Annotated in this window: 23 protein-coding genes; 13 read left to right on the top strand and 10 right to left on the bottom strand. The window is 74.2% G+C overall.

Annotated features, from left to right (window positions below):
- Nucleotides 1-52 precede the first annotated feature (52 nt).
- Together ABUL08_RS01680 and ABUL08_RS01675 are read left to right on the top strand one after the other, a co-directional pair.
- Nucleotides 53-943: an oxidoreductase gene (locus ABUL08_RS01680; RefSeq protein WP_350933864.1), complete on the top strand. Its 891-nt coding sequence runs from the start codon at nucleotides 53-55 to the stop codon at nucleotides 941-943.
- A gap of 81 nt (nucleotides 944-1,024) precedes the next feature.
- A complete protein-coding gene (locus ABUL08_RS01675; RefSeq protein ID WP_350933863.1) occupies nucleotides 1,025-1,948 on the top strand; it encodes an LLM class flavin-dependent oxidoreductase in 924 nt (307 codons plus the stop codon).
- Between the two features lie 4 nt (nucleotides 1,949-1,952).
- Here the strand turns inward: ABUL08_RS01675 and ABUL08_RS01670 are convergent, their stop codons facing one another.
- Nucleotides 1,953-2,141 carry a hypothetical protein gene (locus tag ABUL08_RS01670; protein WP_350933862.1) on the bottom strand — a complete coding sequence of 63 codons (189 nt, stop codon included), beginning with the start codon at nucleotides 2,139-2,141 and terminating at the stop codon, nucleotides 1,953-1,955.
- 4 nt (nucleotides 2,142-2,145) lie between these two features.
- Nucleotides 2,146-2,553, bottom strand: coding sequence for a MerR family transcriptional regulator (locus ABUL08_RS01665; protein WP_350933860.1), 408 nt, complete (start codon nucleotides 2,551-2,553; stop codon nucleotides 2,146-2,148).
- Between the two features lie 53 nt (nucleotides 2,554-2,606).
- On the opposite strand from ABUL08_RS01665, the gene ABUL08_RS01660 reads away from it, so the two are divergent.
- The gene (locus tag ABUL08_RS01660) at nucleotides 2,607-3,617 is read left to right on the top strand and encodes an aldo/keto reductase (RefSeq protein WP_350933859.1); all 1,011 of its coding nucleotides are present in this window, start codon (nucleotides 2,607-2,609) and stop codon (nucleotides 3,615-3,617) included.
- A gap of 332 nt (nucleotides 3,618-3,949) precedes the next feature.
- Nucleotides 3,950-4,849: a TIGR01777 family oxidoreductase gene (locus ABUL08_RS01655; protein WP_350933858.1), complete on the top strand. Its 900-nt coding sequence runs from the start codon at nucleotides 3,950-3,952 to the stop codon at nucleotides 4,847-4,849.
- Between the two features lie 39 nt (nucleotides 4,850-4,888).
- Here ABUL08_RS01655 and ABUL08_RS01650 read toward each other — a convergent pair whose 3' ends face one another.
- Complete coding sequence (locus tag ABUL08_RS01650) at nucleotides 4,889-6,121, bottom strand: extracellular catalytic domain type 1 short-chain-length polyhydroxyalkanoate depolymerase (RefSeq protein ID WP_350933857.1); 1,233 nt, start codon at nucleotides 6,119-6,121, stop codon at nucleotides 4,889-4,891.
- Between the two features lie 190 nt (nucleotides 6,122-6,311).
- Between ABUL08_RS01650 and ABUL08_RS01645 the strand changes: the two genes are divergently transcribed.
- The 4 genes from ABUL08_RS01645 to nadE all read left to right on the top strand — a co-directional run bounded on the left by ABUL08_RS01645 (nucleotide 6,312) and on the right by nadE (nucleotide 10,149).
- Nucleotides 6,312-8,135, top strand: a complete 1,824-nt coding sequence (locus tag ABUL08_RS01645; protein WP_350933855.1) for a DUF2079 domain-containing protein — start codon at nucleotides 6,312-6,314, stop codon at nucleotides 8,133-8,135.
- 52 nt (nucleotides 8,136-8,187) lie between these two features.
- Nucleotides 8,188-8,829 carry a lipoyl(octanoyl) transferase LipB gene (gene lipB, locus ABUL08_RS01640; RefSeq protein ID WP_350933854.1) on the top strand — a complete coding sequence of 214 codons (642 nt, stop codon included), beginning with the start codon at nucleotides 8,188-8,190 and terminating at the stop codon, nucleotides 8,827-8,829.
- Between the two features lie 7 nt (nucleotides 8,830-8,836).
- On the top strand, nucleotides 8,837-9,229 hold the full coding sequence (locus ABUL08_RS01635) for a VOC family protein (RefSeq protein ID WP_350933853.1): 393 nt from the start codon (nucleotides 8,837-8,839) through the stop codon (nucleotides 9,227-9,229).
- 92 nt (nucleotides 9,230-9,321) lie between these two features.
- On the top strand, nucleotides 9,322-10,149 hold the full coding sequence (nadE, locus tag ABUL08_RS01630; RefSeq protein ID WP_350933852.1) for an ammonia-dependent NAD(+) synthetase: 828 nt from the start codon (nucleotides 9,322-9,324) through the stop codon (nucleotides 10,147-10,149).
- Between the two features lie 50 nt (nucleotides 10,150-10,199).
- Here nadE and ABUL08_RS01625 read toward each other — a convergent pair whose 3' ends face one another.
- From ABUL08_RS01625 to aspS, 3 genes are all read right to left on the bottom strand, one after another.
- Nucleotides 10,200-11,306 (bottom strand): oxidoreductase, encoded by a 1,107-nt coding sequence (locus ABUL08_RS01625; RefSeq protein ID WP_350933851.1) that lies wholly within the window; start codon nucleotides 11,304-11,306, stop codon nucleotides 10,200-10,202.
- A 58-nt stretch (nucleotides 11,307-11,364) separates the two neighbouring features.
- A complete protein-coding gene (locus ABUL08_RS01620; RefSeq protein WP_350933850.1) occupies nucleotides 11,365-11,739 on the bottom strand; it encodes a MerR family transcriptional regulator in 375 nt (124 codons plus the stop codon).
- Nucleotides 11,740-11,851: 112 nt separating this feature from the next.
- Nucleotides 11,852-13,138 carry an aspartate--tRNA(Asn) ligase gene (gene aspS, locus ABUL08_RS01615; protein ID WP_350933848.1) on the bottom strand — a complete coding sequence of 429 codons (1,287 nt, stop codon included), beginning with the start codon at nucleotides 13,136-13,138 and terminating at the stop codon, nucleotides 11,852-11,854.
- 357 nt (nucleotides 13,139-13,495) lie between these two features.
- On the opposite strand from aspS, the gene lipA reads away from it, so the two are divergent.
- Both lipA and ABUL08_RS01605 read left to right on the top strand, forming a co-directional pair.
- Nucleotides 13,496-14,542 carry a lipoyl synthase gene (gene lipA, locus ABUL08_RS01610; protein ID WP_350933847.1) on the top strand — a complete coding sequence of 349 codons (1,047 nt, stop codon included), beginning with the start codon at nucleotides 13,496-13,498 and terminating at the stop codon, nucleotides 14,540-14,542.
- Nucleotides 14,543-14,602: 60 nt separating this feature from the next.
- Entirely contained in the window at nucleotides 14,603-16,384 is a 1,782-nt protein-coding gene (locus tag ABUL08_RS01605) for a DUF423 domain-containing protein (protein ID WP_350933846.1), read from the top strand.
- A gap of 333 nt (nucleotides 16,385-16,717) precedes the next feature.
- Here ABUL08_RS01605 and ABUL08_RS01600 read toward each other — a convergent pair whose 3' ends face one another.
- Nucleotides 16,718-19,786, bottom strand: coding sequence for a helix-turn-helix transcriptional regulator (locus tag ABUL08_RS01600; protein WP_377521791.1), 3,069 nt, complete (start codon nucleotides 19,784-19,786; stop codon nucleotides 16,718-16,720).
- A 110-nt stretch (nucleotides 19,787-19,896) separates the two neighbouring features.
- Nucleotides 19,897-20,067, bottom strand: coding sequence for a hypothetical protein (locus ABUL08_RS01595; protein ID WP_350933843.1), 171 nt, complete (start codon nucleotides 20,065-20,067; stop codon nucleotides 19,897-19,899).
- A 212-nt stretch (nucleotides 20,068-20,279) separates the two neighbouring features.
- Between ABUL08_RS01595 and ABUL08_RS01590 the strand changes: the two genes are divergently transcribed.
- Nucleotides 20,280-20,969: a DUF4191 domain-containing protein gene (locus tag ABUL08_RS01590; protein ID WP_242793126.1), complete on the top strand. Its 690-nt coding sequence runs from the start codon at nucleotides 20,280-20,282 to the stop codon at nucleotides 20,967-20,969.
- A gap of 69 nt (nucleotides 20,970-21,038) precedes the next feature.
- On the opposite strand, the gene ABUL08_RS01585 is transcribed toward ABUL08_RS01590, so the two are convergent.
- On the bottom strand, nucleotides 21,039-21,833 hold the full coding sequence (locus ABUL08_RS01585; protein WP_350933842.1) for an alpha/beta fold hydrolase: 795 nt from the start codon (nucleotides 21,831-21,833) through the stop codon (nucleotides 21,039-21,041).
- Nucleotides 21,834-22,017: 184 nt separating this feature from the next.
- Here ABUL08_RS01585 and ABUL08_RS01580 point away from each other — a divergent pair, with 184 nt between their 5' ends.
- The gene (locus ABUL08_RS01580; RefSeq protein WP_350933840.1) at nucleotides 22,018-22,665 is read left to right on the top strand and encodes a TetR/AcrR family transcriptional regulator; all 648 of its coding nucleotides are present in this window, start codon (nucleotides 22,018-22,020) and stop codon (nucleotides 22,663-22,665) included.
- Nucleotides 22,666-22,678: 13 nt separating this feature from the next.
- On the opposite strand, the gene ABUL08_RS01575 is transcribed toward ABUL08_RS01580, so the two are convergent.
- Complete coding sequence (locus ABUL08_RS01575; protein ID WP_350933839.1) at nucleotides 22,679-23,074, bottom strand: RDD family protein; 396 nt, start codon at nucleotides 23,072-23,074, stop codon at nucleotides 22,679-22,681.
- A gap of 253 nt (nucleotides 23,075-23,327) precedes the next feature.
- On the opposite strand from ABUL08_RS01575, the gene glnA reads away from it, so the two are divergent.
- Entirely contained in the window at nucleotides 23,328-24,752 is a 1,425-nt protein-coding gene (gene glnA, locus ABUL08_RS01570; protein WP_350933838.1) for a type I glutamate--ammonia ligase, read from the top strand.
- Nucleotides 24,753-24,756: the final 4 nt, after the last annotated feature.

The raw sequence follows: 24,756 nt of genomic DNA, 5'->3' as shown, positions 1-24,756 counted from the left end.
TCGGGAACCGGCGGCCGGCACCCGGGCGCCGACCACGGGGACGGAGCAGAGCATGACCACGGGGACGATCGACGCCGCGGCGGCGGGCAGTTGGCGACTGGGTGACCTGACGGTCAACCGGATCGGTCTCGGCGCGATGCGGCTGACCACGAACGCCGACGGCGGCCCGAGCGACCGGCAGAGGGCGATCGCGGTGCTGCGCCGGGCGGTCGAGCTGGGCGTCAACCACGTCGACACCGCCGCGTTCTACTTCTCGTCGCTGCGCTCGGCCAACGAGCTGATCAACACCGCGCTGTCGCCGTACCCGGAGGATCTGGTGATCGTCACCAAGGTGGGGCCGGGGAAGGACCCGTCCGGCGGGTGGCTGCCGATGGCCCGGCCCGACCAGCTGCGCGGCCAGGTCGAGGAGAACCTGCGCCAGCTCGGCCGGGACCACCTCGACGTGGTCAACCTCCGGGTGTACGGCCCGGAGCCGCTCACCGAGCACTTCGGCGCGCTCGCCGAGCTGCGCGACGCGGGGCTGATCCGCCACCTCGGCGTCTCGGCGATCCGCCCGCAGCAGCTCGCCGAGGCGCAGGCCGTCGCCCCGGTGGTCTGCGTGCAGAACTCCTACGGCCTGGGCTACCGGGCGGGCCAGGACGAGCTGGTCCGGGAGTGCGCGGCGCAGGGCATCGCCTTCGTGCCGTTCTTCTCGCTCGCCACCAGCGGACGCGAGGCCGGCGCGAGCGGCGCGGAGCACGACGAGGTGCGGGCCGTCGCAGCGGCGCACGGGGTGACCCCGGCCCAGGTCCGGCTGGCCTGGACGCTGCACCAGGGGCCGAACGTGCTGGCCATCCCGGGCACCGGCAACCCGGACCACGTGGCGCAGAACGTGGCGGCCGGCGCGCTGCGCCTCTCCCCCACCGATCTCGCCCGCCTCGACGCCCTGCACCGGGCCGGCTGACCGGTCGGGCCCGGTTCGGCCCTCGGCAGAAGCGGGCGCGACGGGGTCGCCACGCCGGCCCGGACCCCCGATGCTGGGGCGATGGCGATCTTCTCCGTGCAGGCCAACCCCACCGACGCGACGCGCTGGCTCGACCTGGCCCGGCGGGTCGAGGCGGCCGGCTTCGACGCCCTGCTCGCCGGCGACCACCCCGGTCACGGCGCGTCGCCGTTCGTCGCGCTCGCTGCCGCCGCGGCGGTGACCTCGACGCTCGGCCTGGGCTCGTACGTGTCCAACGCCGGTGTCCGGGAGCCGATCCTGCTCGCCACCGACGTGGCCACCCTGGACGTGCTCTCCGGGGGTCGGGCCCGACTCGGCCTGGGCGCCGGCCACACCCCCGCCGAGTGGCGGGCCGTCGGGCGGGAACGGCCCGACGTCGCCACCCGGGTGGGCCGCTGCGTCGCCGTCGCCGAGTCCGTACGGGACCTGCTCGCCGGTCAGGAGGTCACCGTGGACACCCCGGAGCTGGTCGTCCGGTCGGCCCGGCTGACCGGGCCGCGGCCCGTCCAGGCCCGGGTGCCGCTCACCCTGGGTACGGCCAACTCGACGCTGCTGCGCTGGGCCGGCGCGTACGCCGACGTGGTGGGGTTGACCGGCTTCGGTCGTACCCTCGCCGACGGCCACGCGCACGACGTGCGGTGGCGGGCCGACCAGCTCGACGCGCAGCTCGCCCACGTCTCGGCCGGCGCGGCCGGTCGGGCCGCGCCGCCCGCGGTGGAGGTCCTGGTCCAGCACGTGGCGGTGACCGACGACGCGGCGGCCGCCGCCGCGCCCATCGCCGCCGACACCGGCCTGACCGTCGCCGAACTCCTCGCCACGCCGTTCGTGCTGATCGGGACGCCGGAGGAGATCGTCGCGGCGGTCGCGGCACACCGACGCCGCTGGGGCGTCACCCGCTTCGTCGTCCGGGCCGACGCGGTCGGGCCGCTGGGCCCGCTGCTGCCCCGCCTGGCCGAGGCCCGCTGACCGGTCAGCGGCAGGTCCGGCCGGGGATCCGGCTGCTCCGGCCGGCACCTCGGTCCACGTGGAGTTCGTTCGCCTCGTGGTCGACCCGGTAGGTCTGGCCGGCCTCGATCAGCACCGGCCGGGCGAGGACGAACCACCCGACCCGGTCGAGCAGGAGCAGTCGTTCGGCCACCACCGGCCGGTGCGTCGACACGGCGTCAGGCGTCCTGACGTTCGGCGACCGGTACGGGGCTCTCGGGCCCGCCCCGCAGCTCCTCGTAGAAGCGGATCTTCTCGCGGAGGTGGTCGTACTGGCGGCCGAGCAGGACCATCTGCTCCTCGACCCGTTCGGCGTGCCGTTCCAGCAGTTCCTGCCGGTCCCGGGCGGTGTGGTCGCCGGTCCGGGCCAGCTCCGCGTAGCGGCACATCTCGGCGATCGGCATGCCGGTGTCGCGCAGGCAGCGCAGCACCGCCAGCCAGCCCAGGTCGTCGTCGGTGAAGACGCGACGCCCGCCGGACGTGCGGCTCACCCCGCTGAGCAGGCCGATCCGCTCGTAGTACCGGAGGGTGTCGAGGCTGAACCCACTGCGCCGGGCCGTCTCCGACGGCGAATGTCGTCCGCTCACCGTCGGAGGGTACCGCTTGACCTGGAGCGCGCTCCAGGTTGAAGAGTGGTCCCATGACGACGACACGACGACTGGGACGCAGCGGCATCGAGGTCAGCGCCATCGGCATGGGCTGCTGGGCGATCGGCGGCCCGCTCTGGGCGGGCGCCCAGCCGCTCGGCTGGGGCGAGGTGGACGACGACGAGTCCGTCCGGACCGTCCACCGGGCACTCGACCTCGGGGCGACCCTCTTCGACACCTCCAGCAACTACGGCGCGGGGCACAGCGAACGGGTCCTCGGGCGGGCCCTCGCCGGCCGCCGCGACCGCGCGGTGATCGCGACCAAGTTCGGTCACCCCACCGACGAGGCCACCCGGCAGGCCACCGGCGAGGACGCCAGCCCGGCGTACGCGCGACGCAGCCTGGAGGGCTCGCTGCGCCGGCTCGACACCGACCACGTCGACCTGTACCAGCTGCACATCAACGGACTGCCGGTGCCGCAGGCACTGGACCTGGTCGACACGCTGGAGGAACTGGTCGCCGAGGGCAAGATCCGGGCGTACGGCTGGAGCACCGACGACCCCGCCTCGGCGCGGGCGTTCGCCGCGGCCGGACCGCACTGCGCGGCGATCCAGCACGACCAGTCGGTGCTGCGCGACAACGCGGGGATGTTCGCGGTCTGCGACGAGTTCGACCTGGCCAGCCTCAACCGGGGGCCGCTCGCGATGGGGCTGCTCACCGCGAAGTACCAGGGCGCACCCGCCGCCCGGGGCGGTGACGACGTCCGCGGGGTCGCCCCGGAGTGGCTGCCCTGGTTCACCGACGGGGTGCCGCGCGCCGAGTGGGCCGACCGGGTGGCCCGGGTACGCGAGGCGCTGACCGCCGACGGCCGGACCCTCGCCCAGGGCGCGCTGGGCTGGCTGCTCGCTTGCAGCCCTCGTACCCTGCCGATCCCCGGCTGCCGGACGGTGGCCCAGGCCGAGGAGAACCTCGGCGCCCTGGCGTACGGCCCGCTGCCCGACGCGGCCTTCGCCGAGGTGGAGCGGCTCCTCGCCGACCTGCGCGGCGCCCCGGCGACCGCCTGACCGCACCGCTGCGCCGCCGGCGCGAACCTCGGGCGTCAGTGGAACGTCAGGTACGTCATCGGGGCGCTTTCACCTCCATGGCGTTCCACTGACGCGCCCCAGCGGCCGGGTGACCGCCCACACGCTCGTGGAACGCGTGGGCGCCACCCGAGCCGATCGGCCGGGGCACGAGCCGGGCGACCCCGACCTGACGCCTCCGATTCATTCACGTCATCGAACTCGTAGCGACCGACCAGGCATCCGCGCCCACCCGGGCCGCCGCAGTCGCGAGGTGACCGGGACCGATTCGACGCAATGCATCCAAGTCGGGGTCCGTGACCGAAGATGGGAGCATGCGGATCCTCATGGCCGGCGCGTCCGGCTTCCTCGGCACCCGGCTGGTCGACCGGCTCACCGCCGACGGGCACCAGGTCACCCGCCTGGTCCGGCGGCCGGCGCGTACCCCGGACGAGCGGCGGTGGAACCCCTCCGCCGCGCAGCTCGACCCGGGCGTGGTGGCCGGGTCGGACGCGGTGGTGAACCTGGCCGGTGCGGGCGTCGGCGACGAGCGCTGGAACGACGACTACCGGAAGCTGATCCGGTCGAGCCGGGTGGACAGCACCACCACCCTGGCGATCGCCATCGCCGGGCTGCCCGCCGCCGAACGTCCGAAGGTGCTGCTCAACTCCTCCGCCGTCGGCTGGTACGGCAACACCGGCGACCGGGTGGTGGAGGAGGACGCCCCGGCGGGCGAGGGTTTCCTGGCCGACGTGTGCCGGGTCTGGGAGGCGGCGACCCGGCCCGCCGAGGACGCCGGGGTCCGGGTGGTACGGCTGCGCACCGGGCTGCCACTGCACCGCGACGGCGGCCTGCTCAAGCCGCAGCTCCTGCCGTTCAAGCTGGGCATCGCCGGGAAGCTGGGCAGCGGCCGGCAGTGGCTGCCGTGGATCTCGATGCGGGACTGGCTGGACGCGGCGGTCTTCCTGCTGGACCGGGACGACGTGGCCGGCCCGGTCAACGGGGTGGGCCCGAACCCGGTCACCAACGCCGAGTTCACCCGGGAACTGGCCCGCCAGCTGCACCGCCCGGCGATCATGCCGATCCCCGCGCTGGCCCTCAAGGTGGCCCTGGGTGGCTTCGCCCAGGAGGCCCTCACCAGCACCCGCGTGCTGCCCGGCGTCCTGCCCAGGGCCGGTTTCACCTTCACCCATCCCGACCTGGCCAGCGCCCTGCACGCCGCCCTGACCGAGTGACAGGAGGAGCCGACGCTCCTCCTGTCACCGGGGCGCGGGTCAGCAGCCGATCACCCAGTAACCCGGGCCGGTCTGCTTGAGGGTGGTCGTGTAGAAGGTGTTGTAGAGGCCCATCCGCTGGTTGCTGCCGAGGGCGTACGCGTACCCGCCGGACTGGTAGGCGCGGCCGGCGGTCACGTGGGCGTAGTTGCTGGCGGTGACGCAGACCGGCGAGGTCGTCGGGGTCGGCGTCGGCGAGGTCGTCGGGCTGGGCGGGACGGTCGGCGAGGCGGTGGCCGTCGGGGTGGGCGGCACGCCGCCGCCGAGGCCGAAGAAGAGCGCGTCCCGGTAGGTCGAGCAGATGGTGTCCAGGAAGTACGCGGTGGCCGTTCCGCACTGGTCGGTCGCCGAACCCGGGTCGACCGGGGTGCCGTGCCCCATCCCGGCGACCCGGTAGAGGCGGACCGCGTCATTGCCGTACACCTCGAGGCTGGTGCCGCCGGGCAGCGACGCCGTGCTGGTCGGGGTCTGCGACACGCCCAGCACGTCGGTCCACTGGTCGCGGGACTCGGCGGCGTTCAGCGGCGCCACGGTGGTGTCCGAGGTGCCGTGCCAGATCGCCACCCGCGGCCGGGCGCCGGCATAGCCCGGGTAGGCGCCGCGGACCAGGTCGCCCCACTGCGCCGGGGTCTTGTCCACCCCGGGGTTCATGCAGGAGTACGCGCTGGTGGTGCTGGTCGCGCAGCGGTACGGCAGCCCGGCGATGACCGAGCCGGCGGCGAAGACCTCCGGGTAGGTGGCGAGCATGACGGCGCTCATCCCCCCACCGGCGGACAGCCCGCTGACGAAGATCCGGCTGGGGTCGAGGGTGTAGTTCGACTTCGCGTAGTCGACCATCTGCTTGATCGACAGTGCCTCGCCCTGGCCGCGCGCGGTGTCCCCGGTCTCGAACCAGTTGAAGCAGGAGCTGGAGTTGTTCGCCGAGGACTGCTGCGCCACGATCAGCGCGAACTTCCACAGGTCGGCGTACTTCTGCCAGCCGGAGTTGGTGAAGTAGCCGGTGGCGTTCTGGGTGCAGCCGTGCAGCAGGACCACGGCCGGCGCGTTCGCCGGCAGGCCGTCCGGGCGGTACGCGTACATGGCGAGGTTGCCCGGGTTGGAGCCGAAGCCGGTGACCTGGGTGAGGGTGGCGGCCTGCGCGGGCACGGCGACGGTCAGCACCGCGGCGGCGGCCAGCACGATCCCGGCGGCCACCCCGGCGAGCCGAGTGAGGATGGATGGACAGCGGCGCACGGCGACCTCCTGAGAGAAATGTGAACTGGGTCACCCCCGAGTTGCCGTGACGTTACGTCGATGTTTCCGCCGGCCGACATGGCGAGGGCAACCACATTTGTCGATGCGGCAATATGGCCGGCCCCGCCGTGGCGCGGTGAGCTTTCGTGTCTGACCGGTGGTTCCCGGTCCGATTGGTAACGTCCGCTGCGTGCCGACCTCCCCGTCCGTGGCCACCGACCCGTCGCCCGCGTCGCCGCCCGCCGTCCGGGACCGCCGGGCCGACCTGATCGTGGTGCTGGCGGCGCTCGCGCTGGCGTTCTGGGTGACCAGCGGAATGTGGCGGAACCCGGGCACCCGCATGATCACCGTCAACTCCAGCGACCAGGCGCTCTTCGAGTGGCTGCTCGCCTTCGGCGGGCACACCCTCACCCACGGGCAGAACCCGCTCTTCACCCACCTGATCAACGTGCCCGACGGGGTGAACCTCGCGGTCAACACCTCGATCACCGTCTACGCGTGGGTCTTCGCGCCGCTGACGTACCTGGTCGGGCCGCCGGCGACGTTCCTGGTGATCCTCACCCTCAATCTGGCCGCCACGGCGGTCGCCTGGTACTGGCTGCTCAGCCGGCACCTGGTGCGCAGCCCGCTGGCCGCCGGGGTGGGCGCGCTCTTCATCGGCTACTGCCCGGCGATGGTGTCGCACGCCAACGCCCACCTGAACTGGACCGCCGGCTGGCTGGTGCCGCTGCTGATCCAGGGCGTGTTCGCGCTGCGCCGACCCGGCAACGCGGTGCGCGGCGGCGTGCTGCTCGGGGTGCTGGTGGCGGTCGCCTTCTCGATCGCCGCCGAGGGGCTCTTCTTCACCGCCCTCGCGCTCGCCCTGTTCCTGCTGGTCTGGGCCCTGCACCCGGCCCGCCGGGCCGAGGTCCGCGCCGCGCTGCCGCGCTTCCTGCGCGGGCTCGGCGTCACCGCGCTGGTCGCCGGGGTGCTGCTGGCGTACCCGCTGTGGCTGCACTTCGCCGGGCCGCAGCGCTTCCACGGCACCGGCTTCGACCCGGGCGTGCACTCCGAGGACATCGCCGCGTACGGGTCGTACCCGCGCCGGTCGCTGGCCGGGTGGGCCGGTTTCGGCACCTCGCTGGCGCCCAACCCGACGGAGGAGAACAGCTTCTTCGGCGTCCCGCTCCTGCTGCTCGCCGCCGCCTGCTTCGGGTTCCTCTGGTGGCACGCCGACCGGGCGTTCCGGGCCACCCTCGCCGCGCTCGGCGTGACCGCCGCGGTCTTCGCGGTGCTCTCCTGGGGACCGGAGGCCAAGTGGAACGGCCGCCGCACCGACCAGCTCCTGCCGTTCGGGGTGCTGGACAACCTGCCGGTGGTCAACGCGGCGCTCCCGTCGCGGCTGGCGCTGGTGGTGGCGCCGGTGATCGGGTTGCTGCTGGCGTACACGGTCGACCGGCTGCGCGCCCGGCCACCCCGGCATCGCCTCGCCGGGGCGGCCTGGGCGCTCGGCTTCGCCGCCGCCCTGCTGCCGCTGCTGCCCACCCCGCTGCTGACCAGCGTGCGCGAGCCGATCCCGGCCTTCATCACCGCCGGCACCTGGAAGCGGTACGTCCCGCCCGACGGGGTGCTGACGCCGCTGCCGCTGACCGTGGACGTCACCCCGGACGGTCAGCGCTGGCAGGCGTACGCCCTGGCCCACCGGCAGGGCGAGTTCCGGATCCCGGCCGGGTTCTTCCTCGGCCCCGGCGGCCCGGACGGCCGGGGCCGGATCGGGCCGGTGCCACGCACCTTCGACACGCTGATGGACCAGGCCGGGCGGACCGGGCTCGTCCCGATCATCACCGACGGCAGCGTCCGGGAGTCCCTGGCCGACCTGCACTACTGGCACGTCGAGGTGGTGGTGCTGGCCGACCGGGTGCACGGCGCCAAGTACGACATCGACGAGGACGCCCTGCGCCGGACGGCCACCGCGCTGCTCGGGCCGCCGCAGCGGGTCGACGACGTCTGGTTGTGGAAGGTGCCACCCGCCTGACGCGACGAGGCTCACGCCGGTCACCGGCCGTCGACGGGACTAGGCTGGACGGGTGACCGTGACGACTTCCGGACCGACCGCCGTCCGCGCCGGGCTCCTCGACTACCAGGCCGCCTGGGACGAGCAGCGCCGGCTGCACGAGGCCGTGGTGGCCGGCGAGCAGCCCGACACCGTGCTGCTGCTGGAGCACCCGAGCGTCTACACCGCGGGCAAGCGCACCGAGCCGTGGGACCGCCCGATGGACGGCACCCCCGTGGTCGACGTCGACCGGGGCGGCAAGATCACCTGGCACGGGCCGGGGCAGCTCGTCGGCTACCCGATCCTCACCCTGCCCGACCCGGTGGACGTGGTCGCCTACGTTCGGCGGGTGGAGCAGCTGCTGATCGACGTCTGCGCCGAGTTCGGGCTGGCCGCCGGCCGGGTCGAGGGGCGCAGCGGCGTCTGGGTGCCCGAGGACGACCGGGGCCCCGCCCGCAAGGTGGCCGCCATCGGCATCCGGGTCGCCCGGGGCGTCACCCTGCACGGCTTCTCGATCAACTGCGACTGTGACCTGACGTACTTCGACCGGATCGTGCCGTGCGGCATCCGCGACGCGGGCGTCACCTCGCTCACCGCGGAGCTGGGCCGTCCCGTCACCGTCGCCGACGTGCTGCCGGCCGTCGAGCGCCGCCTGTCGACCCTCGTCACCGGCTGAGGCCCGGGTGCGGATCGACCTCGTCACCCTCGTCGTCGCCGACTACGACCCGGCCATCGCCTTCTTCACCGAGGTGCTCGGCTTCGAGCTGGCCGAGGACTCCCCCTCGCTGACCAACGACGGCCGGCCGAAGCGCTGGGTGGTGGTCCGGCCGCCCGGCGGCGGGACCGGGCTGCTGCTGGCCCGCGCCGACGGCGAGCGGCAGGAGGCCGCCGTCGGTGACCAGACCCACGGGCGGGTCGGCTTCTTCCTCCAGGTCGACGACTTCGACGCCACCCACCGGCGGATGGTCGACGCGGGCGTCGAGTTCGTCCGCCCGCCGCGCACCGAGGCGTACGGCCGGGTGGCGGTCTTCCGCGACATCGCCGGCAACCCCTGGGACCTGCTCGGCCCCGCCTGATCCTCCGTCGGCGCGTCGGCACCGGATTTGACCGGCCCGCCCCGGGGCAGGTTGGGTGCTGTCGAGAACCACCCCCGACGGAAGGACCCCCGATGACCGACGTGCTGTCGACGCAGCAGCAGATCGCCGCCGAGCTCCAGGTGGCGGCGAGCTTCGACGCGGCCGGCGAGATCGAACGGCGGGTCGTCTTCCTCGCCGACCGTCTCGTCGACACCGGGCTGCGGGCGCTGGTCCTCGGCATCAGCGGCGGGGTGGACTCCACCACCGCCGGCCGCCTCTGCCAGCTCGCCGTCGAACGGGCCCGCGCCGCCGGCCACGACGCGGTCTTCGTCGCGATGCGGCTGCCGTACGGGGTGCAGGCCGACGAGCACCACGCCCAGGCGGCGCTGGCGTTCATCCGGGCCGACCGGCTGCTCACCGTCGACGTCAAGCCGGCCAGCGACGCCGCCCTCGACGCGCTGGAGGCGGCCGGGCTGACCTTCCGGGACGCCGGGCAGCGCGACTTCGTGCACGGCAACATCAAGGCCCGGCAGCGGATGATCGCCCAGTACGCGGTCGCCGGGGCGATGAACGGGCTGGTCGTCGGCACCGACCACGCCGCCGAGGCGGCCACCGGCTTCTTCACCAAGCACGGCGACGGCGCGGCGGACGTGGTGCCGTTGACCGGGCTGACCAAGCGCCGCGTACGGGCCGTCGCCGCCCTGCTCGGCGCGCCCGCCGAACTGGTCGGCAAGGCGCCGACGGCGGACCTGGAGAGCCTCGCCCCGGGCAAGCTCGACGAGGACGCGCTCGGCCTGACCTACGAGCAGATCGACGACTACCTGGAGGGCCGGGACGTCCCGGCGGAGGTCGAGGCGGCCCTCGTGGCCCGTTACCGGGCGACCGCGCACAAGCGGCAACTGCCGATCGCCCCGGCCTGACCGGTCCGCCGCCCACCGGTGACGGACCCCGAGGTCCGCTGCCGGTGGGCTCACCGGTAGGTGTCCTCGTGAGCCTTGCGGTAGTCGACGATCGCGTCGAGTCGTCCGGCACCGGCGTGGCTCACCCAGGCCGGGTTGCCCAGCAGGATCCGGCCGAGCGCGACGAGGTCGAACTCGCCGGCCGCCACGCGTGCGGCCAGGCCGGAGACCGACTCGGGGCCGGTGGACCGGAGGAAGTCGCGGGTGAGGCCGACCGAGCCCACCGTGATCGTCGGCAGGCCGGTGAGCCGCTTGGCCCAGCCGGCGAGGTTCAGCGCGGAGCCGGCGAACGCGGGCTCCCAGAACCGCCGCTGGGACGCGTGCAGCGCGCTCGCCCCGGCCTCCGCGAGCGCACCGAGGATCGCCTCCAACTCGCCGGGGTCCTGCGCGATCCGGGCGTCGAACCGCCGCTCCTTGAACTGCGAGAACCGCACGATCACCGGCCGGTCGGCGGGGAAGTCGGTCCGGACGGCGCGGACGACCGCAGCCGGGAACGCCGCCCGCCGCACCGGCGAGCCGCCGAACGCGTCCGTCCGCCGGTTGGTGAACGACCACAGGAACTCGTCCAGCAGATAGCCGTGCGCGGCGTGGATCTCGACCGCGTCGAACCCGACCCGGGCCGCCACCCGGGCCGCCCCGGCGTACGCCTCCAGCAGCTCGTCGAGGTCGGCGACCGTCATCGCGTGGCTCACCGGCCGCCCCGGCTCCCGGACTCCCGACGGCGTCCACGCCGGCCGCCCGTCGACGGGCTCGCGCAGGCTGCCGAGGTGCCACAACTGCGCCGCGATCCGACCACCCGCGGCGTGGACCTCGTCGACCACCCGCCGCCAGCCCGCCTCGGCGGCACCGGCGGTCATCCGCGGCACCGCGTCCTCGTGGCCCGCCGTGGGATGGCCGATCAGGACCCCCTCGGTGACGATCAGCCCGATCCCGTGCTCGGCGCGACGGCGGTAGTACCCGGCCACCTCGGGTGTCGGCACCCCGCCGGGCGAGTGGGCCCGCGTCATCGGTGCCATGACGAACCGGGAGGACAGGGGCAGACCGGCGAACGTCACCGGCTCCAGCAGCGGTGCCACCGGCAGGTCGAGTTCGGGGGAAGGGGCGCAGGGTGCGGTCATGCCCTCACGCTAGGAGCTGACACCGGTGTCAGGGGCAAGCCCGCGGCGGCACCGGTTCTCAGGCCGCGGCGCGCGGTTCGCCGGCCGGTTCCTCGACCGTCAGGTCGTCGATGACGCCGTCGAGCGCCGAGACCGTGGCGGCGAGCTGAGCCATCTCGGCGACGATGCGCCCGCGCTCCTCGCGGAGCCGGTCGGTCAGCCACGACGTGCGGATGTCCGGATTCGTCATGCAGGGCAGCAGTTCGTACATCCGCTTGCTGCTCAGGCCCGCGTCGAAGAGCCGCTGGATCAGCCGGACCCGCTCGACCGCCGCCTCCGCGAAGAGCCGCTGGCCGCTCGCCGTGCGCCTCGACACGAGCAGTCCCTGCTGTTCGTAGTACCGGATCGAGCGGGCGCTCACCCCGGTCCGGCCCGCCAGCTCGCCGATCCGCATCGTGCCCTCCCGCCCGACACCCGTGGCGTCACCTTCACCCGAATCTATGCCGTCCCCGGGTGGTGCGGAAGCCGGCCGTGAACGGCCGGCTCCCGCACGTCACCCCGACGGGTCAGGGCGTCAGCCGGTGCAGGTCCCGGGGGAAGGCGGTGACCTCGCGGACGTTCGCCGCGCCGGTCAGCCGGGCGACGAAGCGTTCCAGCCCGATGGCGAAGCCGCCGTGCGGCGGCATTCCGTGCCGGAACGCGTCGACGTACCCGGCGTAGGGCTCGACCGGCTCGCCGCGCGCCGCGAGGGCGGCCAGGTAGTCGGCGTGCCGGTGCAGCCGCTGCCCGCCGGTGACCAGCTCCAACCCCCGGAACAGCAGGTCGAACCCGTTCGAGTACGCCGGCCGCGCCGGGTCCGGGTGGGTGTAGAAGGGCCGTTTCGCCATCGGGTACCCGGTGACGAAGAGGAAGTCCGAACCGTGCTCGGCGCGGGCCCACTCCCCCAGCGCCCGCTCGTGGGCCGGGGCGAGGTCCGGCTCGTCGGCGGGCGCGCCCGCGATCTCCAACGCCTCGGTGAAGTGCACCGAAGGGATCTCCGCCGGGACCCGCGGCAGCTCCAGTCCGAGCGTGCCCACCACCGGGGCGGCCCGCTCCGCCACCGCGTCGAGCATCCCGGCGACGGTGTCCCGCAGGACGACCATCACGTCCCGGTGGTCGGCGACGAAGCCGAGTTCCGCGTCGAGCGAGGTGTACTGGGCCAGGTGCCGGACGGTGTCGTGCGGCTCGGCCCGGAACACCGGGCCCACCTCGTACACCCGCTCGAAGACGCCGACCATGAGCTGCTTGTAGAACTGCGGGGACTGCGCCAGGTACGCGGGCCGGCCGAACCAGTCCAGCGCGAAGACGTTCGCCCCGCTCTCGGTCGACGAGGCGACCACCTTCGGGGTGTGGATCTCCACGAAGTCCCGAGCGTCCAGGGTGGCCCGGAAACCGGCCACCGCCGCCGCCGAGATGCGCAGCGCCGCCGAGCGGGTCGGGTGTCGCAGCGCGGTCGGCGCGTGGTCGAGCTGGGTGGGCAGGGTCGCGGTGAGCGCCGGCCGGTACAGGTCGAACGGGGGCGGCACGGCGGGCGGGCCGAGCGGTCGTACCGTCGGGTCGGCCAGCTCGACCCCGGCGGGCGCCGTCGGGTTCGCGACCACCGTGGCGGTGACCTCGACGACGGTCTCCTCGGTGAGTTTCTCCAGCTCGGCGCGGACGTCGCCGTCGGTGACCACCACCTGGCTCAGGCCGGCGGCGTCCCGGACGATCAGGAACGCCACCGACTTGAGCAGCCGGCGGCGGTGCACCCAGCCGGCGATCCGCACGATCTCGCCGACCCGGGTGGGAAGCTGGTGGGACAGGATGCGTTGCACGGCGGTCCTCCTTGATGAATCGCAACGCGATCCCCGGGAGGTGTGGGCGAGCGGGAACCTCGCGGTGCCACCACACCTTCGCCCCCGCTCGCGCGGGAGCCTCGTTCGTCGCCTTTTCACCGGGGCCAGCCGGGCGGGGTCTACCAGGCGCGTCGACGCGTCGTTCTTCCCGCAGCTCGGGAGGGTCTTCGCGCGCCGGGCCAGACCGCCTCACAGCAACCGGCGGCTCTCTGGGCTGGCGGGTCGGCGCGCTACTCGGCTCCGTCACAGCTCTGCCGGGGACGCTAGCACCGCCGCCGCGTTCCCTGTGACGGAATTTCCGGGGGTGGCGGTGTCCGGTGTCACAACGTCTGCGGGGTGACGCCGGTCGCCCGCGGTTCATCGACGGCCGCCGTCGGGCGTAGGCTCGGTTTTGTGACGATCGAGCACTCCGCGCCGACGACTCAGCAGGCAGCGCGCACCGCGACGGCCGCCCCCGAGGGGCGACGGCTGCTGCGGATCGAGGCGCGCAACGCCGAGACGCCGATCGAGCGCAAACCGCCGTGGATCAAGGTCAAGGCCAAGATGGGCCCCGAGTACACCGAGCTGCGCGGGCTGGTCTCCCGCGAGGGGCTGCACACGGTGTGCCAGGAGGCCGGCTGCCCCAACATCTACGAGTGCTGGGAGGACCGGGAGGCCACCTTCCTCATCGGCGGTGACCAGTGCACCCGGCGCTGCGACTTCTGCCAGATCGACACCGGCAAGCCCGCCGAGTTCGACGCCGACGAGCCGCGCCGGGTCGCCGAGTCGGTCGCCGCGATGGGGCTGCGCTACGCCACCATCACCGGTGTCGCCCGCGACGACCTGCCCGACGGCGGCGCCTGGCTCTATGCCGAGACCGTCCGGCAGATCCACGCGCTGCGCTCCGGCTGCGGCGTCGAGCTGCTGATCCCCGACTTCAACGCCGTGCCCGAGCAGCTCGCCGAGGTCTTCGGCTCGCGCCCCGAGGTGCTCGCGCACAACGTCGAGACCGTGCCGCGGATCTTCAAGCGGATCCGCCCGGCCTTCCGCTACGAGCGCTCCCTCGACGTGATCCGGCAGGCCCGCGCCGACGGCCTGGTCACCAAGAGCAACCTGATCCTCGGCATGGGCGAGGAGCGGGAAGAGGTCTCGCAGGCGCTGCGCGACCTGCACTCCGCCGGCTGCGAGCTGATCACCATCACGCAGTACCTGCGCCCCTCCCCCCGGCACCACCCGGTCACCCGCTGGGTCAAGCCGGAGGAGTTCGTGGAGCTGCGCGAGGAGGCCGAGGAGATCGGCTTCGCCGGCGTGATGAGCGGGCCGCTGGTCCGTTCGTCGTACCGGGCCGGGCGGCTCTACCAGCAGGCCCTCGCCGCCCGCGAGCAGGTCACCGCCGCCGGCTGAGGCCGGCCGTCCGCCGCGTCACCGGCCGTCCGCCGGTGACCGGATGCCATGATCGCAGGCATGACCGCCGGGGTACGCCAGGAGCCACGCGAGCGCATTCCGTCGCGTACGCCCCGGCGACCCCGGCCGGCGGTGCTGGCCGCCCTGCTCGTCGGTTTCGCCGGGGTCGGCTACCGGTTGGCCCTGCTGCTCGCCGACGCCCCGCCCACCAACAGCGACGAGGCCACCATGGGGCTGGCCGCGCTGCACATCGCCCGCGGTGACGACTTCCCGGTCTGGTTCTACGGGCAGGCGTACATGGGGACGCTGGAGGCGTACCTGGCCGCGCCGCTCTTCGCGGTCGCCGGGCCGTCGACGTTCGCGCTGCGGCTGCCCGTCCTCGCGCTCTACGCGCTCTTCCTCGCCCTGGCCTGGCGGCTGACCCGCCGGCTCGGCGGGGAGCCGTGGTTCGCCCTGCTCGTCGTCGGCCTGCTCGCCCTCGGCTCCGACCGGATCGTGAAGAACCAGCTGATCGCCGGGGGCGGCTATCCCGAGCTGAACCCGGCCGGCGTCGCGCTGGCCCTGCTCACCCTCGACCTCTGCACCGGCCGGCCCGGCGCCCGACTGCCCCGGTGGGCGGGCTGGGGGCTGATCTCCGGGCTGATGCTCTGGGTCGACCCGCTGCTGCTGCCGTACATCCTCACCACCGGTGGGCTGCTGGTGATGTGGCACCGACCCCCGTCCCGCCGTACCGCCCCCACCGGCGGTCCGGGCACGGCCGGCGTCCGGGGCACCGGGGCCGGGCGGCACGAGCTGGTCGGGTGGGCGGGAGTGGTGGTCGTCGGAGCGTTCCTGCTCGGGGCCGCGCCGATGCTGCTGGACAGCCTCCGGCACGGGCGCGACCCGCTCACCGCCGTGCTGGCGGCCGGCGGGGGCGAGGCGACCGCCGGCTGGGGCGAGCGCCTGCACGGCGGCCTGCTGCTGGGTCCGTCACTCGGCATGGGCTTCTGCTCGCCCGGCCACTGCGCCACCTGGCAACTCTGGTGGTCCCTCGCGCTGCCGGCGCTGCTCGTCCTCGCCATCCTCGGCGCGTGCCGCACCCTCCTCCGCACCCCTGCCCCACCGCCGCCCGCCCCGCCGACTGTGGACCTTGGAAAGCAGTCGTCCGGGCGGGACGGCGACTGTCCACGATCCGCTCTGCGTGCGGAACGGGTGGCGGCGGCGGTGCGGTTGGCGCTGCTGCTGGGGGCGGTGGGAGTGCTCGCGGCGTACACCGTCAGCAGCGCGGCCGGGCGGACCCCGGTGGAGAGCGCCCGCTACCTTTCCTGCCTGGCGGTCGCCATACCGGCCCTGCTCTGGCCGCTGGCGGCGGCCCTGCGGCCCCGCCCGCCACGGCCGCCCGCCACGGCACCGCCGCTCGGCGAGGAACGGTCGCTTGGCGGGGCTCGGGTCGCGGCGGTCGCGGTGCTGGTCGCCATGCTGGGCAGCGCAGCGGTGGCCACGGCCGGCGCGGTCGCTACGGCGCCCGCGACCCACGCCGAGGCGGACCGGCACCGGGCCCTGGTCGACACCCTCCGCGAGCTGCGGGTCCAGCACGTACGCGGCGGCTACTGGACCTGCAACCGGCTGATCTTCGCCAGCGCGGAGCAGGTGCTCTGCGCGGTGGTGGACGACGAGCTGCGCCCGGGCCACGACCGGTACCCGGCGTACCGGCGGGCGGTGGAGAGGGCACCCGACGCCGCCTGGGTCGCCCCGACCGGCTCCCCACTGGCTGCCCGCCTCGACCAACGCCTCGGCACCGGCCCCGGCGACCTGCGCCTGGTCACCGTAGAAGGCTGGCGCATCTACCTCCCCCACCCCTGACCCCCGCGCCGCCGACCCTCCGACAACGGGGTGTTCCCGCACGGGGATGCCACTTTCCGATGCCACTCTTTCCAGGAAACTGCATCACCGAACCGGCCGTCAGGGGCACGGGAGTGGGCGAAAGTGCAGGGTCAACGGCCCGGAGACGCGCGGCGACGCTCCCGCGCGGGGATGCCACTCTTTCCCGGAAAGAGGGCCTTCCCGCCCAGCCGAAGCCACTCTTTCCCGGAAACTGCGTCACCGAACCGGCCGTCAGGGGCACGGGGATGGGCGGGAGTGGGCGGGGGCGGCGCCGGAGGCGGGGGGTTGCGGGGCAGAGGGAAGCGGGGTGGGTCAGCGGGGGCGGGGGACGGCGGGGGTGTCGCTGTCGAGGAGGCCGAGGCGGTGGGCGAGGGCGGCGGCCTCGACCCGGTTGCTCACGTCCAGCTTGGCGATGATCCGGGAGACGTGCACGCTGGCCGTCTTCGGCGAGATGAACAGCTGGGCGGCGATCCGGCTGTTGCTGTGCCCCTCGGCGACCAGCCGCAGCACCTCCTGCTCCCGGCTGGTCAGCAGGTCGGCTCCGGGACGTCCACCGCCGCGCAGCCCGACCCGGCGGGCCAGGGTGGCGACCTGCTCGCCCAGCGGGGTGGCGCCGAGCCGGGTGGCGATCTCCCCGGCCTCGCGGACCGCGGCGGCGACGGTGTCCCGCTCGCCCGCCGTGGCCGCCGCCTCGGCCAGCCCGAGCAGCGCCCGGCCCAGCGGGTACGGCTGCCCGTCCGCCCGCCACGCCTCCACCGCCGCCCGCCAGGCCGCCAGCACCGCGCCGGTCCGGCCGTCGTCGACGCCGGCGGCACCGAGACCGGGGGCGGCACCGGGGGCGAGACCGAGGCCGGCACCGGCACCGAGACCGAGGCCGGCACCCGCGCCGAGACCGAGGCCGGCGCCGGCGCCGAGAGTGGGGGCGGCACCGGGGGCGAGACCGAGGCCGGCCAGGATCGCGGTGACCTGTGCGGCGTGGGCCCGTTCCGCCGGATAGCGGGCCGGCAGGGCGGCGGCCACCGCCGACACCACACCGGCCAGCTCGGCGTCGCCGGTCGACGCGGCGGTACGGGCGACCGCGCTGAGCACCGGCCAGCCCTCGCGGGGCAGCCCGGGCAGCCGGTCGTCGGCCAGCGCGGCGTGCGCGGCGCGTACCGCCTCGGCCTTGTCGTCGGTGGCGAGGGCGGCCTCGACGCGCAGTTCGTGCAGGGGAAGCCGGTGGTTGGGCCAGAGGTAGGGGCGGGCCAGGAAGGCCAGCGCACGGCTGACCAGCTCGTCGGCGGCCGGGTGGGCCCGCGCCAGCCGTAGTCCGGCGCGCAGCTGGAGCCAGTGCAGCCCGGAGACGCCGGGTGGGTCGATCCGGGCGGCCTCGGCGCAGGACGCGTCGGCCTCGTCCCAGCGGCCCAGGGCGATCAGCGCCTCGGCCCGGTTCGACAGCAGGTACGCCCCGGTGGAGCGGCTGATCCCGACCCGGCGCGCCTCGGTCACGCCGGCTGCCGCCGCCTCCTCGGACTCGGCGTACCGGCCCAGCTCGTAGAGCACGTCGGAGAGGTGGACGAGGGCGCTCACCAGTGCCGGGGCGTTGCCGGTCGCGCGGGCCCGGGTCTCCGCCCGGCGCAGCTCGACCAGCCCCAGGTCGGGGGCCTTGTCGGTCCGGCCGAGCAGGGCGATCCGGGTGGGCAGCAGCCCCACGTCCGCGCCGAGCGCCTCGGCGGCGGCCATCGCCTCGGCGGCCATCGCGGCGGCCTGCTCCGGGTCGATCTTCGCGAGGTGGGCGGCCACGTCGGCGAGCAGCCGCAACCTTTCGGGCCCGTCCGGCACCCCGGCCGCCAGCCGGTACGCCTCGCGCAGCTCCGCCCCGCCGTCGCTCTTGCCGAGCACGCCCAGCAGCTGTCCCCGCCGGTCCAGCAGCCGGGCGGCGCGCAGTGGCTCCGCCCCGGTGTCCACCTCGTCGAGCGCCGCCCTGGTCAGGGTGACCGCCCGGCTGTAGTCACCGGCGGTGGTGGCCGCGTCGAGGGTCTCCTCCAGCACCCGCAGGTGGTCCATGCCGAGCCGGTCGGCCGCGTCGGGCACCAGTTCCCACAGCTCCAGCACCCGCTCCAGCAGGCGGCTCTGCTCCGCGTACGCGTAGCGGTCGGCGGCGGCGCAGGCCGCGGCGCGGGCGGCGACCAGGGCGCGGGGGTGGTCGTGCGCGGCGTACCAGTGGTGGGCGATCTCGGCGGGCGCGCGCCCGGCGGCGACGAGGTGCGGCTGGGCCTCGATGGCGGCGGCGAAGCGGGCGTGCAGCCGGGCGTGTTCGCCGGGCAGCAGCTCGTCGTGGACGGCCTCGCGGACCAGCGCGTGCCGGAACTCGTAGTCCCCGTCCGGGTCGGCGACGACGAGCTGGGCGGCGACGGCGGCGCGCAGCGCGTCCTCCAGCTCGTACTCGGGCAGGCCGGCCACCTCGGCGAGGAGTTGGTGGGCGAAGCGGGTGCCCCCGGCGGCGGCGATCCGCAGCACCCGCTGGGCCGGCTCGGGCAGGCGGTCGACCCGGGCGAGCAGCAGGTCGCGCAGGGTCTCCGGGAGCGCCGCGCAGCCGACGGGGCTGCCCGTGGCGGCCAGTTCCTCGATGAAGAGCGGATTGCCCTGGGTGCGCTCGTGCACGTCGTCGACGGCGCGGGGCGCGGGTTCGCCGCCGAGCAGGTCGGCCAGGATCGCGGCGGTGCCGTCGCGGTCGAGCCGGCCCAGCTCGACGCGTTCGACGCCCCGGGCCCGGTCCAGCTCGGCGAGGAAGGGCCGCAGCGGGTGGCCGCGGTGCAGCTCGTCGGTGCGGTAGGTGCAGACCAGCAGGAGCCGGGTGGTGCGCGCGGCGCGCACCAGGAAGCCGATCAGGTCCCGGGTGGAGCGGTCGGCCCAGTGCAGGTCCTCGATCACCAGCACCAGCGGCTGCCCGTCGGCGATCCGCTGGAACAGCTCGGCGACCAGGTCGAACAGGTAACCGCGCGGGGTGTCCGAGACCGGCAGCCCGGTGGGCGCGGCGACCCCGGCCGGCACCCGGGCCAGCTCCGGCAGGAGGCGGGCGAACTCCGCCTCGTAGCCCGCGAAGACGCCCGGCCCGTCGCGGCGCAGCACCTCGCGCAGCGCGGCGGCGAAGGGCGCGAACGGCAGCCCGGCCTCGCCCAGCTCCAGGCACTGGCCGATCAGCAGTCGGGCCCCGGCGTCGCGGGCCAGCACACCGAACTCCTCCAGCAGCCGGGTCTTGCCGACCCCGGCCTCGCCACCGACCAGGACGGTGGTGGGCTCCCCGGCGCGGGCCCGGGTGAGCGCGTCACGCAGGGCTGACAGCTCGTCCTGACGGCCCACGAGGACGGTGCTGGCGCGTACGGTCACGGGGTCGAGCATGCCATGACGGCCGCCCGCAGCGGCCCCGCCGACCGGCCGCCCGGCGGCGCCGCTCGGTCCGGGACCGGCCGCCCCCGTGGCGGCCGGTCGGACCGGCGGCGCGGTGGTGGTCACCGGCGGGCGTCGACGGCGCGGGCGGCGTGGGTCCGCCGGCCCAGCCAGCCGCGCGGGTGGCGGCGGGGCAGCGCCCGCGCGAGCCGCTCACCGGCCGCCTCGGCCTGCAACTCGGCGGCGTGGGTACGGTGGATGCTGAGCAGGAACTCTGCGTCGTTGCCGAACATGGCGGTCTCCCTGTCGTGCGGTGTCGTCTCGCTGTCGACACTGACTCTCCGCGCGAAGGTGCCCCCCGGGCATGGGGACGGTGCCTGATCTTCGTTCCGCCGGCCTCCTTACCGGGGCCGTCGGGGGCCCCTGAGGCGACGTAAGGTACTCAGCCGCGTGGAGGGCCGGCCGCGGATCAACGGCGCGGGCGGCGACCACTAGACTCTCCGGCATGGCAAAGCCCCAGGAGAAGGTCTCGTTCGGCCAGCGGCTGAAGCAGATCGGGATGGTGTTCCAGTTCACCGCCAAGCAGGACCGGTGGTTCGCGCCGCTGACCGCGGCCGCGGTGCTGATCCCGCTCGCGCTCACCGTGGTCGCGGTGATCCTCTGGGGCTGGATCTGGCTGCCGATCGGCATCCTGTTGACCCTGCTCGCGGTGCTGATCGTGCTCAACCTGCGGTCCAACAAGGCGATGATGAACGCCGCCGAGGGGCAGCCGGGCGCGGCGGCGCAGATCATGGAGAGCATGCGCGGCGACTGGCGGGTCACCCCGGCGGTCAGCTCCACCACCCAGATGGACATGGTGCACCTGGTCATCGGCCGGCCGGGCGTGATCCTGCTGGCGGAGGGGAACCCGCAGCGGGTCCGGGGCCTGCTCGGCCAGGAGAAGCGGCGGCTGGCCAAGGTGATCGGCTCGGCCCCGCTGCACGACTACGTGATCGGCCAGGGCGAGGGCGAGCTGCCGATCCGCAAGCTGCGGATGACCCTGATGCGGATGCCGCGCACGCTGAGCCCGAAGGACGTCAACGCCCTCGACAAGCGGCTCAAGGCGCTCACCGCCCGCCCGCAGATGCCCAAGGGCGCGATCCCCAAGAACATGCGGCCCGCGCGGGGCGCGTTCCGCCAGTCGCGGGGTCGCTGACCTCTTCGCGTACGCCGGGAGCCGGTTCCGCCACGCGGAGCCGGCTCCCGCCGTGTGTGCCTGCTCCGGTCACCCGGCCGGCACCGTGGCGGTGACGTCGTCCAGCAGGGCGCGCAGGGTCTGTTCGGGGGTCTCCAGCTGGGGCAGGTGCCCGGTCCGGCTGAGCAGCTCGAACCGGGCGGTGGGGATGGCAGCGGCGTAGGCGCGCCCGTAGTCGACGTCGACGATCCGGTCGCTGTCGCCCCAGAGCACGAGCGTCGGGACGGAGACGTCGGCGAGGCGGCCGGCGAGGGTCGGGTCGGTCATCGCCCGGCCGCCGTAGACGGCGAGGGCGGCCCGGTTGCCGGCGGCGACGGCCTGCGCCGCGGGCGGCAGCGTGGTCGGGTCGAACCGGAACGGCGCGGGGTCGTGGTACGACAGGCGGAAGACCTCGTCCATGGTGAGCGCGAAGAAGTCGGCCACGGGGTGTCCGGGGACCTCGATCCCGACGGCGTCGAGGAGGACGACCCGGCCGACCCGGGATGACGCGCGCAGGGCGATTTCGGCGGCGACCCACCCGCCGAGCGAGCTGCCGACGACGGTGACGTCGTGCAGGTCGGCCTGCTCGATCAGGCCGACGTACAGGGCGGCCAGGTCGGTGACGCCGGTGAGCTGCTCGGGGCGGGTGGTGCCGCCGAAGCCGGGGTGGGTCGGCACGAGCACCCGGGCCGGGTGGCGCTCGGCGAGCAGCGCGGCGAACCCGGTCACCGACTGGGGGCCCGCTCCGCCGTGCAGGAGCAGGAAGGGGGCCGCGCCGGTGCCGTACTCGTCGACGGTCAGCTCGACCGGTTCCATCCCGGGCAGGGGTACGTGGTGGGTGGTCATGGAGCTCCGTCCTGAGGGGGCTGGGGGTGGACCGCCGACGAGGCGACGGCCGACGTTTCGCGAGAGTTCGCTCTCACGAACATAGCCCCTTTCCGGCGTTCGCGCGAGTACGCTCTCATGAAAATCTCGCCCGCCCCGTTCCCGACCCGGAGCGGTGCGGGCATCCACCCGGATCGGAGCAGCCATGGCGCAGTCGGAGCGGACCGAGGCCGAACGGATCGGCCGGGCCGAACAGAAGCGCCGGACCCGGGCGGCGCTGGTGGCCGCCTGCCGTCAACTGATCCGTTCCGGCGCCCTGGTGACGATGCCGGCCGTCGCGGCCGGAGCCGGGGTCTCCGAGGCCACCGCCTACCGGCACTTCCCCGACCTGGTCTCCCTGGCGAACGAGTCGCTGGCCGGCCTCTGGCCCGAACCGGCGCAGGCGCTGGCCCCGGTGGCGGCCTCGGCGGACCCGGTGGAGCGGACGGTCTTCGCCTGCGAGTTCCTGCTCCGCCGGGTACACGCCTTCCAGGGTTCGGTCCGCGCCGTCATCGCCGCCACGATCGTCCGGCCCGGCGGCGCCTCCGCCCGGCCCGGGTTCCGGTTCGGGCTGATCGACGCCGCGCTCGATCCGGTGCTGCCCGTGACCGGCGATCCGGCGCGCGCCCGACTGACGCAGCTCAAACAGGACCTGGCCGCGGTGCTGAGCGCCGAGGCGTTCTTCTCCCTGACCGACCTGGTCGGCCTGACACCGGACGACGCGATCGCCAGTCTGACCCGGACCGCCCGGACGGTCGTCGTGGCCGGGGTGCGCGACCTCGACCGGCTGGCGGGCGGCCCGGCGGCCCGGTGAGCGCGGCGGCGGGTCAGCGCCGGGCGTCGGTGACGACTGCGCCGGTCAGGCGGTCGTGCAGGCCGCGCCGGTTCTCATCCATGATCACGGCCGGAACGACCAGGGCCAGCAGGGCACCGCGCAGCAGGCCGCGGATCACGCCGATCCGGCCGCCGTCGGACCAGGCGACGCAGCGCAGCCGGGTGATGTACATGCCGGGCGTCTGGGCGAAGAGGCCGAGGAAGAAGCCGTACTCGAAGACGAGGACCAGCACCGGGGCCCAGCCGTCGCGGACCGGGTCGGCGAAGAAGTTGGACACCAGCAGGCAGAGCACCCAGTCGATGACGAGCGCCCCGAAACGGCGACCGAGGGTCGGCGGGGTGAACGCGGGGTCCGTGGCGGGCGGCGCGGGGTGCTGCGGGTTGGTCACAGCGGTCAAGGGTAGCCAGCCGGCTGGAGCGGTCCGGATCCGCTCTCCCCGCCAAATCGGACGAAGTCTGTCAATTAGCGCGACTTCGTTACTGCCGGTATCGTCCGAACGGAGAACCAGCGGTGACCGAGCGGCCGGGATGACGCTCCGCGAGCGACGTAACACGGCGGAAACAGAGGAGACACCGCCGGGCAACCGCACGGTCATAGCGTCGCCAGCAGCCTAGCCACCCGTGGACGTGCCAGGAGGACGTGTGTTCGCCAATCCCGAGGAACTCCTGCGATACCTCAAGAACGAGGACGTGAAGTTCGTCGACGTACGGTTCTGTGACCTGCCCGGCGTGATGCAGCACTTCAACCTGCCGGTCGAGTCCTTCGACGACAGCGTCTTCAACGACGGCCTCGCGTTCGACGGTTCGTCGATCCGCGGCTTCCAGGCGATCCACGAGTCGGACATGCTCCTGCTCCCGGACGTCGCGAGCGCCTTCATCGACCCGTTCCGCGCCCAGAAGACCCTCGCGCTGAACTTCTTCATCCACGACCCGTTCACCCGTGAGGCCTACTCCCGGGACCCGCGGAACGTGGCCAAGAAGGCCGAGGCGTACCTGGCGGCGAGCGGCATCGCCGACACGGCGTACTTCGGCGCCGAGGCGGAGTTCTACATCTTCGACTCGATCCGCCACGAGACCTCCGCCCACCAGTCGTTCTACTACATCGACTCGATCGAGGGCGCCTGGAACTCGGGCCGTGAGGAGCCGGGCGGCAACCGCGGCTACAAGACCGCGTACAAGGGCGGCTACTTCCCGGTGCCGCCGGTGGACCACTACGCCGACCTGCGCGACAGCATGGTGCGTCGCCTGGTGGACGCCGGGTTCACCGTGGAGCGCTCGCACCACGAGGTGGGCACCGCCGGCCAGTCGGAGATCAACTACAAGTTCTCCACGCTGCTGCACTCGGCCGACCAGCTCCAGCTCTTCAAGTACCTGATCAAGAACGAGGCCTGGGTCAACGGCAAGACCGCGACCTTCATGCCGAAGCCGCTCTTCGGTGACAACGGCTCCGGCATGCACACCCACCAGAGCCTCTGGCTCAACGGCGAGCCGCTGTTCTACGACGAGACCGGCTACGCCGGCCTGTCGGACACCGCCCGCTGGTACATCGGTGGTCTGCTGCACCACGCGCCGTCGCTGCTGGCCTTCACCAACCCGACGGTCAACTCGTACCGCCGGCTGGTGCCGGGCTACGAGGCGCCGGTCAACCTGGTCTACTCGCAGCGCAACCGCTCCGCCTGCACCCGCATCCCGGTCACCGGCAGCAACGCCAAGGCCAAGCGGGTCGAGTTCCGGGTGCCGGACCCGTCCAGCAACCCGTACCTCGCCTTCTCGGCGATGATGATGGCCGGTCTGGACGGCATCAAGAACAAGATCGAGCCGCCGGCGCCGATCGACAAGGACCTGTACGACCTGCCGCCGGAGGAGTGGGGCGACGTCAAGCAGGTGCCGGGCTCCCTGCCCGAGGTGCTCGACGCCCTCGAGGCCGACCACGACTACCTGCTCGACGGCGGGGTGTTCACCCCGGACCTCATCTCCACCTGGGTGGGTTGGAAGCGGGCCAACGAGGTCGACCCGGTGCGCCTGCGCCCGACCCCGCACGAGTTCGCCATGTACTTCGACTGCTGAGCGG

The organism is Micromonospora sp. CCTCC AA 2012012 (assembly GCF_040499845.1).
In the GTDB taxonomy this organism is placed as follows: domain Bacteria; phylum Actinomycetota; class Actinomycetes; order Mycobacteriales; family Micromonosporaceae; genus Micromonospora; species Micromonospora mangrovi.
The sequence above is the reverse complement of the archived record's forward strand: the minus strand, read 5'-3'. Positions and strand labels throughout refer to the sequence as shown.

Bases quoted from the DNA above. Each gene is read 5' to 3' on its own strand.
- ABUL08_RS01590 (WP_242793126.1), top strand. From the start codon at position 20,280: ATGGCAAAGCCCCAGGAGAAGGTCTCGTTCGGCCAGCGGCTGAAGCAG.
- ABUL08_RS01625 (WP_350933851.1), bottom strand. From the start codon at position 11,306: ATGACCGCACCCTGCGCCCCTTCCCCCGAACTCGACCTGCCGGTGGCA.
- ABUL08_RS01680 (WP_350933864.1), top strand. From the start codon at position 53: ATGACCACGGGGACGATCGACGCCGCGGCGGCGGGCAGTTGGCGACTG.
- ABUL08_RS01675 (WP_350933863.1), top strand. From the start codon at position 1,025: ATGGCGATCTTCTCCGTGCAGGCCAACCCCACCGACGCGACGCGCTGG.
- ABUL08_RS01600 (WP_377521791.1), bottom strand. From the start codon at position 19,786: ATGCTCGACCCCGTGACCGTACGCGCCAGCACCGTCCTCGTGGGCCGT.
- ABUL08_RS01660 (WP_350933859.1), top strand. From the start codon at position 2,607: ATGACGACGACACGACGACTGGGACGCAGCGGCATCGAGGTCAGCGCC.
- ABUL08_RS01620 (WP_350933850.1), bottom strand. From the start codon at position 11,739: ATGCGGATCGGCGAGCTGGCGGGCCGGACCGGGGTGAGCGCCCGCTCG.
- nadE (WP_350933852.1), top strand. From the start codon at position 9,322: ATGACCGACGTGCTGTCGACGCAGCAGCAGATCGCCGCCGAGCTCCAG.
- ABUL08_RS01585 (WP_350933842.1), bottom strand. From the start codon at position 21,833: ATGACCACCCACCACGTACCCCTGCCCGGGATGGAACCGGTCGAGCTG.
- ABUL08_RS01595 (WP_350933843.1), bottom strand. From the start codon at position 20,067: ATGTTCGGCAACGACGCAGAGTTCCTGCTCAGCATCCACCGTACCCAC.
- ABUL08_RS01655 (WP_350933858.1), top strand. From the start codon at position 3,950: ATGCGGATCCTCATGGCCGGCGCGTCCGGCTTCCTCGGCACCCGGCTG.
- ABUL08_RS01605 (WP_350933846.1), top strand. From the start codon at position 14,603: ATGACCGCCGGGGTACGCCAGGAGCCACGCGAGCGCATTCCGTCGCGT.
- ABUL08_RS01580 (WP_350933840.1), top strand. From the start codon at position 22,018: ATGGCGCAGTCGGAGCGGACCGAGGCCGAACGGATCGGCCGGGCCGAA.